The sequence below is a fragment of the Clostridium sp. genome, from assembly GCF_050717635.1.
GTDB lineage: Bacteria > Bacillota > Clostridia > Clostridiales > Clostridiaceae > Clostridium_AD.
The window spans coordinates 85,615-92,189 of sequence record NZ_JBOITO010000037.1 but is presented as its reverse complement, the minus strand read 5'-3'; the positions used below and the strand labels follow the sequence as shown (position 1 = coordinate 92,189).

Annotated in this window: 7 protein-coding genes; 6 read left to right on the top strand and 1 reads right to left on the bottom strand. The window is 30.7% G+C overall.

Annotated features, from left to right (window positions below):
- Window positions 1–323: 323 nt before the first annotated feature.
- Window positions 324–458 (top strand): hypothetical protein, encoded by a 135-nt coding sequence (locus ACREWB_RS18565; protein WP_431548952.1) that lies wholly within the window; start codon window positions 324–326, stop codon window positions 456–458.
- A gap of 10 nt (window positions 459–468) precedes the next feature.
- A complete protein-coding gene (disA, locus tag ACREWB_RS18560; protein WP_431548951.1) occupies window positions 469–1,533 on the top strand; it encodes a DNA integrity scanning diadenylate cyclase DisA in 1,065 nt (354 codons plus the stop codon).
- A 37-nt stretch (window positions 1,534–1,570) separates the two neighbouring features.
- On the opposite strand, the gene ACREWB_RS18555 is transcribed toward disA, so the two are convergent.
- Window positions 1,571–1,975, bottom strand: a complete 405-nt coding sequence (locus ACREWB_RS18555; protein WP_431548950.1) for a nucleoside triphosphate pyrophosphohydrolase family protein — start codon at window positions 1,973–1,975, stop codon at window positions 1,571–1,573.
- 145 nt (window positions 1,976–2,120) lie between these two features.
- On the opposite strand from ACREWB_RS18555, the gene ACREWB_RS18550 reads away from it, so the two are divergent.
- From ACREWB_RS18550 to ACREWB_RS18535, 4 genes are all read left to right on the top strand, one after another.
- Window positions 2,121–2,594, top strand: coding sequence for a CarD family transcriptional regulator (locus ACREWB_RS18550; protein ID WP_431548949.1), 474 nt, complete (start codon window positions 2,121–2,123; stop codon window positions 2,592–2,594).
- Window positions 2,595–2,711: 117 nt separating this feature from the next.
- Window positions 2,712–3,818 carry a PIN/TRAM domain-containing protein gene (locus ACREWB_RS18545; protein WP_431548948.1) on the top strand — a complete coding sequence of 369 codons (1,107 nt, stop codon included), beginning with the start codon at window positions 2,712–2,714 and terminating at the stop codon, window positions 3,816–3,818.
- A gap of 24 nt (window positions 3,819–3,842) precedes the next feature.
- Window positions 3,843–4,529, top strand: a complete 687-nt coding sequence (ispD, locus tag ACREWB_RS18540) for a 2-C-methyl-D-erythritol 4-phosphate cytidylyltransferase (protein WP_431548947.1) — start codon at window positions 3,843–3,845, stop codon at window positions 4,527–4,529.
- 317 nt (window positions 4,530–4,846) lie between these two features.
- Window positions 4,847–6,559 carry a proline--tRNA ligase gene (locus tag ACREWB_RS18535; protein WP_431548946.1) on the top strand — a complete coding sequence of 571 codons (1,713 nt, stop codon included), beginning with the start codon at window positions 4,847–4,849 and terminating at the stop codon, window positions 6,557–6,559.
- Window positions 6,560–6,575: the final 16 nt, after the last annotated feature.

Here is a 6,575-nt window from a genome sequence, read left to right as displayed (position 1 = left end):
ATTGGATTAACAACTATCCCAGAAGGATTTTTAACGGTTTATCTGCTAATATGATGGAACAGAAAACCTTTACAGCTTAACATTATTTTTTCTTGAAATTTTCGGACATTTTATATTGCAATCTACACTTTTTAAGACTATGCATAATTAATGTTGTTTATACGTATTAAAAAGTATATAATTATAAAGGTAGAATTCTTCAAAAAACCACTTTAGAGTGGTTTTTTGAGTTATTAAAAATAAATTAAGCTAAAAGTGATTTTTATATGACATTATTGTTTAAAATAAAGATATCAAAGTTTATTACTGGTGGGGGTGTATTTATGGCAAAGCTTAAAAATTTATTTATATGCCAAGAATGTGCATATAAATCACCTAAATGGTTAGGGAAATGCATTAGCTGTAATAATTTGAATACAATGGTTGAAGAGTTTAAAGAAACAATATTTATAAAATAGGGAGAAAAATATGAGAGAAGATAAAAGTAAGGAACTTATGAGTATATTAAAAATAATGGCTCCTGGGACTTCGCTTAGAGAAGGCCTTGAAAATATTTTAAGAGCTAAAACCGGTGGGCTTATTGTACTCGGAGATTGCATTGAAATATTAGACATTGTAGATGGTGGGTTTGGAATAAATTCAGACTATAGTCCAGCTTCTGTATATGAACTAGCAAAGATGGATGGAGCTATAATAATAAGCAATGATTTAAAAAAAATATTATATGCTAATACTCAACTTATGCCAAGTCCTACAATCCCAACTTTTGAAACTGGAACAAGGCACAGAACAGCTCAAAGAGTGGCTAAACAAACAGGTTATGTGGTTGTTGCTATATCACAACGAAGAACTATAATAACTGTATATAAAAATGATATAAAATATGTTCTGAGAGATAGTAGTGTAATTTTAGCAAGGGCAAATCAAGCTATCCAGACGTTGGAAAAATATGGATTTGTACTTGAGCGAGTAGTAAGGAATTTAAACCTTTTAGAAATACAAGATTTGGCTACTCTATTTGATGTAATAACTGCATTACAAAGAACAGAAATGGTTATGCGAATAGTTGGAGAAATAGAAAGGTATATATGCGAACTTGGGAATGAGGGTAGATTAATTTCAATGCAATTAAGTGAGCTCGTAAAAAGCGTAGAAGAGGATGGAATACTATTAATAAGGGATTATTGTCAAAGTGGTATGGATTATACTGAGGTTTATATGCAGATAGAAAATATGAGCTCCGAAGAATTAGTAGATTTAGATTTTATTTCTAAAATCATTGGATATATAGGTGTTCCACTAGTTGATACCTTAATTTCACCAAGAGGATATAGGATGTTAAATAAAATACCTAGAATACCTGCAAATGTTATAGAAAATTTAGTTGTGCACTTTAAAGAATTAAAAGCTATAATGGAGGCCTCTTTTGAACAACTTGATATGGTAGAAGGTATTGGTGAAGCCAGGGCCAAGGCTATTAAAAATGGCCTTAGAAGATTAAAAGAGCAATTTATGTTGGACAAACAAATATAAACACAAAATAAGTTTCGACTTATTTTGTGTTTATATTTTATCTCATAGTATATTTGCCCAAAGTGTTAATTTTGTCATATTCTTTTAAAAGAACATCATATAGATTAAGGTCCAAAAGGTTGCATAGTGAAGTAATATAAAAAAGATTATTTCCCAGTTCCCTTTCTAGTACTTCTCTACAGTTTTCACAAAGTTTACCGTCCATATGAGTATCAAGTGAGGCACTAAGCGTGTCTAAATCTAGATCATCTATATTTTCAGGTGAGTACTGTTTTTTTGCATCAACTTTAATACAACCACAATTAGTAACTGATTTTACAACAGCTCTACTGACCCTTGCCTCAGACTCTTGAAGTTTAGTAATTATATCTAAAATACTTCTATGGCGTAATAAAGATTCATCCACAGAATTTTGAAAATTATCAAATATACAATCTTTCATCAAATTCAACTCCTTGTAAAAATTTAAATAACTATACTATCTTAATTATAGGTTTTACAATAGCTTTTTGTCAATAATTAAGTACGAATTTTAGCTTATGAATATATAATAAATCAATAAGAGTTTTTTTAATAGGGGGATGGTTATGTTAAATATTGGTGAGAAAATATTCGTAGCAGATTATGGTGCTGGTTATATACAAGAAATAGATAGTAAAGAATTATCACATATAAAATGTGAATATATAAATATATATCTTTTATTAGATGATATGAATTTTATGATTCCATTAAATAATATACAAAATTATATGATAAGAGACCTTTTAAGTGAAATAGAATTAGAAAAAATATTGAAGACAATAGAAAATGATTGTGATTATATAGAAAGCAATTGGAATAATAGATATAGAATTAATAAGAAAAAAATTCAAAGTGGAAATACACTAGAAATGTGCGAGGTGATTAGGGATTTGTACTGTTTAAAGAAAAAAGATATGCTTCCGCCTGGAGAAGTAAAGATATTAGAACGAGTTGAAGGCATGGTAGCTAGTGAAATAATGTTAGTTTTAGGAGTGAAAATGGAGGAGGCATTACACAAAATACGTAATTTAATTTAATAAATTGTTAATTGTATGACTTATTTCATTGAAATACAGAAATATATAGTATATATTATATAATAACAGGATATAAAATCAAATAAGTGTTAATAATTTAAAGGGAGGTGAAATTTTTTGCTAAAAAAAATTTTAAGAGGACTTTTTACAATCATAGGACTAATTATAGGGTACTTAATTGCTGAGATGCTTTTAAGCACAAGTTATTTATCTGAACTTAATTATTTTAAAGGTGGTAATATTCAAGGAATAATATTTATTATTTTTTCTATTTTAATTTTTGGAGTTATATTATTTCTATTGTCTCCTATAATCGTATCTTTAATAATGAAGTTTATGGATTATGTGGAGAAAAGTACACAAAAGATGCCAACTGCTCAAATTATTTTTGGAACAGGTGGTGCAGTATTAGGTCTCGTAATTGTTTCTTTATTTACTGGATTATTTAAATACCAATCTCCTTTATGGAGTGCCATTGTAGCTATTTTATCAGTTATATTGGCAGCTCTAGGTGCGGATATTTGTGCTAGAAAAAGAGATGATATACTTTCATTTTTTACAAGTATTAAAAGAAAAGATGGATTCAAAGATAAAAAAACAAAGGGGTATACTAATGAAAACCCTAAAGTGCTAGATACATCCGTAATAATAGATGGCAGAATATTTGATATCTGTCAAACAGGATTTGTTGAAGGACCACTTATAATTCCAACTTTTGTATTAGAAGAGCTTAGACATATTGCTGATTCGTCAGATGGGCTAAAAAGGAATAGAGGAAGAAGAGGTCTGGATATACTGAATAAAATTCAAAAGGAATTAAACATTGAAGTTGAAATATGGGAGAAGGATTTTCCTGATATTGCAGAAGTAGATAGCAAACTTTTGAAATTAGCTCAAGTTTTAAATGGAAAGGTAGTTACAAATGATTTTAACCTAAACAAGGTAGCTGAATTCCAAGGGGTTCCAGTTTTAAATATTAATGAACTTGCAAATGCAGTAAAGCCCGTAGTTCTTCCTGGAGAAGAAATGAAAATTCAAGTTATGAAAGACGGAAAAGAATCAGGCCAAGGAATAGCCTATTTAGATGATGGTACAATGATTGTTGTTGAAGGTGGAAGACGGTATATTGGTGAAAATATAGTTGTTATTGTAACATCAGTACTTCAGACAGCAGCAGGTAGAATGATTTTTGCTAAAAATAAAGATACTGTTGTAAAGAGTTAGTTATTTAGGTAAGTGAGGTTTTTTATGAGTAAAAACTGTGCCATAATTTTAGCTGGAGGTAAGGGAAGCCGAATGGGAAAACCTATTAATAAGCAATACTTAAATATTAACGGTTATCCTATTTTGTATTATACTTTAAAAGCTTTTACGGAGTGCAAATGTATAGACGAGATTATAGTTGTTGTTGCAGAAGGTGAAATGGATTATTGTAAGGAAGAAATAATTAAAAAATATAGTTTTATAAAAGTTAAACAGATAGTTATTGGTGGAAAAGAAAGACAAGATTCTGTTTTAAATGGTCTAAAGGCACTAATAAATTGTGAGATTGTACTTATTCATGATGGGGCTAGACCTTTTATAGATGAATCTATTATTAGAAATGCTATTATTTATGCTGGTTTATATGGAGCGGCTGCTTGTGGGGTAGAACCTAAGGATACTATTAAGATTAAGGACTCTTTCGGATTTTCTGTGGAAACGCCTGAAAGAAAAACACTTTTTTGTGTTCAAACACCTCAAGCATTTAAGTATGATCTAATATTAGATTGTCACAGAAAAATTAAAAAAGATAGTATTAAGGTTACTGATGATACTATGGTGGTTGAGAGGTTCGGTAATAAGGTATATCTTTATGAAGGCAGCTATAATAATATAAAGGTTACAACACCAGAGGATTTAGAAATTGGAAAACAAATATTAGAGAGATTTTAATTTTGACAGGATTAAATTTAATGTGTATACTAATTAATAGTCATAAACAAAATTTTCATAAATTAAATAGTAGGCAATGATGAAGAATAGTAGAAACCACACTACAGAGAGAAAATACTAGGTTGAGATATTTTTAAAGGTTTTGAACCAACTTTGGAGCTGTAGAAAAACTACCGGTAGTATATACCGTTAAAAAATGAGTGCAAATTTAGGTGGTACAGCGATATAATTCGCCCTAAAATAGGGCGGATTTTTTTATTTTTTTGTAAGCTATATGTAAAACATAAATTATTAAAGATATGTAAGGAGGAATATTTATGAAATTATCAAAAATGCTAATAAGTACACTAAGAGAAGTACCAGCTGAGGCGGAAATAGACAGTCATAAACTAATGTTAAGAGCTGGTATGATGAGGAAAATGGCTTCAGGAATATATAATTATATGCCATTTGGAATAAGAGTCATAAAAAAAATTGAAAATATTGTAAGGGAGGAAATGGATGGCGCAGATGCACAAGAGTTTTTAGCATCAGCATTAATTCCATCAGAACTATGGATAGAATCTGGTAGGTGGGATGCTTATGGGGAAGAGATGTTTAGATTAAAAGATAGAAGTCAAAGAGAATTCTGTTTAGGACCTACACATGAAGAAGTATTTACAGATATAGCTAGAAATGAAATTAAATCTTATAAGCAATTACCGCTTAATTTATATCAAATTCAAACAAAATATAGGGACGAGAGAAGACCAAGATTTGGTGTTATGAGATCAAGAGAATTCATAATGAAAGATGCTTATAGTTTCGATGCAAACAATGAGGGGCTGGACATATCTTACAACAAAATGTATGATGCCTATAATAATATTTTTAAAAGATGTGGCCTTAAATGTAAGGCTGTGGAGGCTGATTCTGGAGCAATGGGTGGTTCGGGTTCAGCAGAATTCATGGTTAAATCTGAAGTTGGTGAAGATGAGGTAGTTTTTTGCAGTTCTTGTAGCTATGCAGCTAATATGGAGAAGGCATCAGGAACTCCGGAACCGCTTAAAAAACAGGAGTTTAAAGAACTTAATAAAATACTAACGACCGATGTAAAAACTATAGAGGATTTAGAGAAGTTCTTTAATACTACAGCTAAAAATTTTGCAAAAACACTTATATGTAAAGCAGATGACAAAGTAATTGCTGTTGTGATAAGAGGAGACAGACAAGTAAACGAAACTAAAGTAAAAAATGCAATAGGTGGAGCTGGGTCATTTGAAATGGCAGATGCAGAGACTGTAATGTCATCAACTTCAGCGGCAGTAGGATTTGCAGGGCCAATTGGTATTACGTGTGACGTACTCTTAGTAGATTCTGAAGTTTCTAATATGTATAATTTTATAATTGGAGCAAATGATACAGGATATCATTATGAAAATGCTAATTATGGAAAAGATTTCGAAGGTGTGGTTGGCGACTATAGGAAGGCGACTGAAGGTGATAAATGTCCTAAGTGTGGAGCACCAATTACTATTGCTAGAGGGGTAGAGGTAGGACATATATTTAAATTAGGGACTAAATATTCAGAGGCTATGGGTGCAACATTTCTTGGAAAGGATCAAAAAAAACAACCTTTAGTTATGGGATGTTACGGTATAGGTATCAATAGAACAATGGCAGCTATTATAGAGCAGCACCACGATGAAAATGGCATAAAATGGCCCATGTCAGTAGCTCCATATCAAGTTGTAGTAGTACCAGTAGCTATAAAAGATGAAAATCAGATGAAAATTGCTGAAGAAATTTATAATGATCTAAAAGCAATAGGTGTAGAGGTTCTTATGGATGATAGAAATGAGAGAGTTGGGGTTAAATTTAAGGACTTAGATTTAATCGGAATTCCAATTAGAATTACTGTAGGTAAAAAAAGTCCTGAAGGTCAAATCGAGTTTAAACTCAGACATGAGATAGATAATGAAATAGTAGAAACATGCTCAGTTATTGATAGGGTAAGAGAAGAATTTAAAAACAACAAAATAACATTGTAATATTTAAAAGGGAGAA

Coding starts and splice junctions, on each gene's coding strand:
- ACREWB_RS18550 (WP_431548949.1), top strand. CDS start 2,121: ATGTTAAATATTGGTGAGAAAATATTCGTAGCAGATTATGGTGCTGGT.
- ispD (WP_431548947.1), top strand. CDS start 3,843: ATGAGTAAAAACTGTGCCATAATTTTAGCTGGAGGTAAGGGAAGCCGA.
- ACREWB_RS18555 (WP_431548950.1), bottom strand. CDS start 1,975: ATGAAAGATTGTATATTTGATAATTTTCAAAATTCTGTGGATGAATCT.
- disA (WP_431548951.1), top strand. CDS start 469: ATGAGAGAAGATAAAAGTAAGGAACTTATGAGTATATTAAAAATAATG.
- ACREWB_RS18565 (WP_431548952.1), top strand. CDS start 324: ATGGCAAAGCTTAAAAATTTATTTATATGCCAAGAATGTGCATATAAA.
- ACREWB_RS18535 (WP_431548946.1), top strand. CDS start 4,847: ATGAAATTATCAAAAATGCTAATAAGTACACTAAGAGAAGTACCAGCT.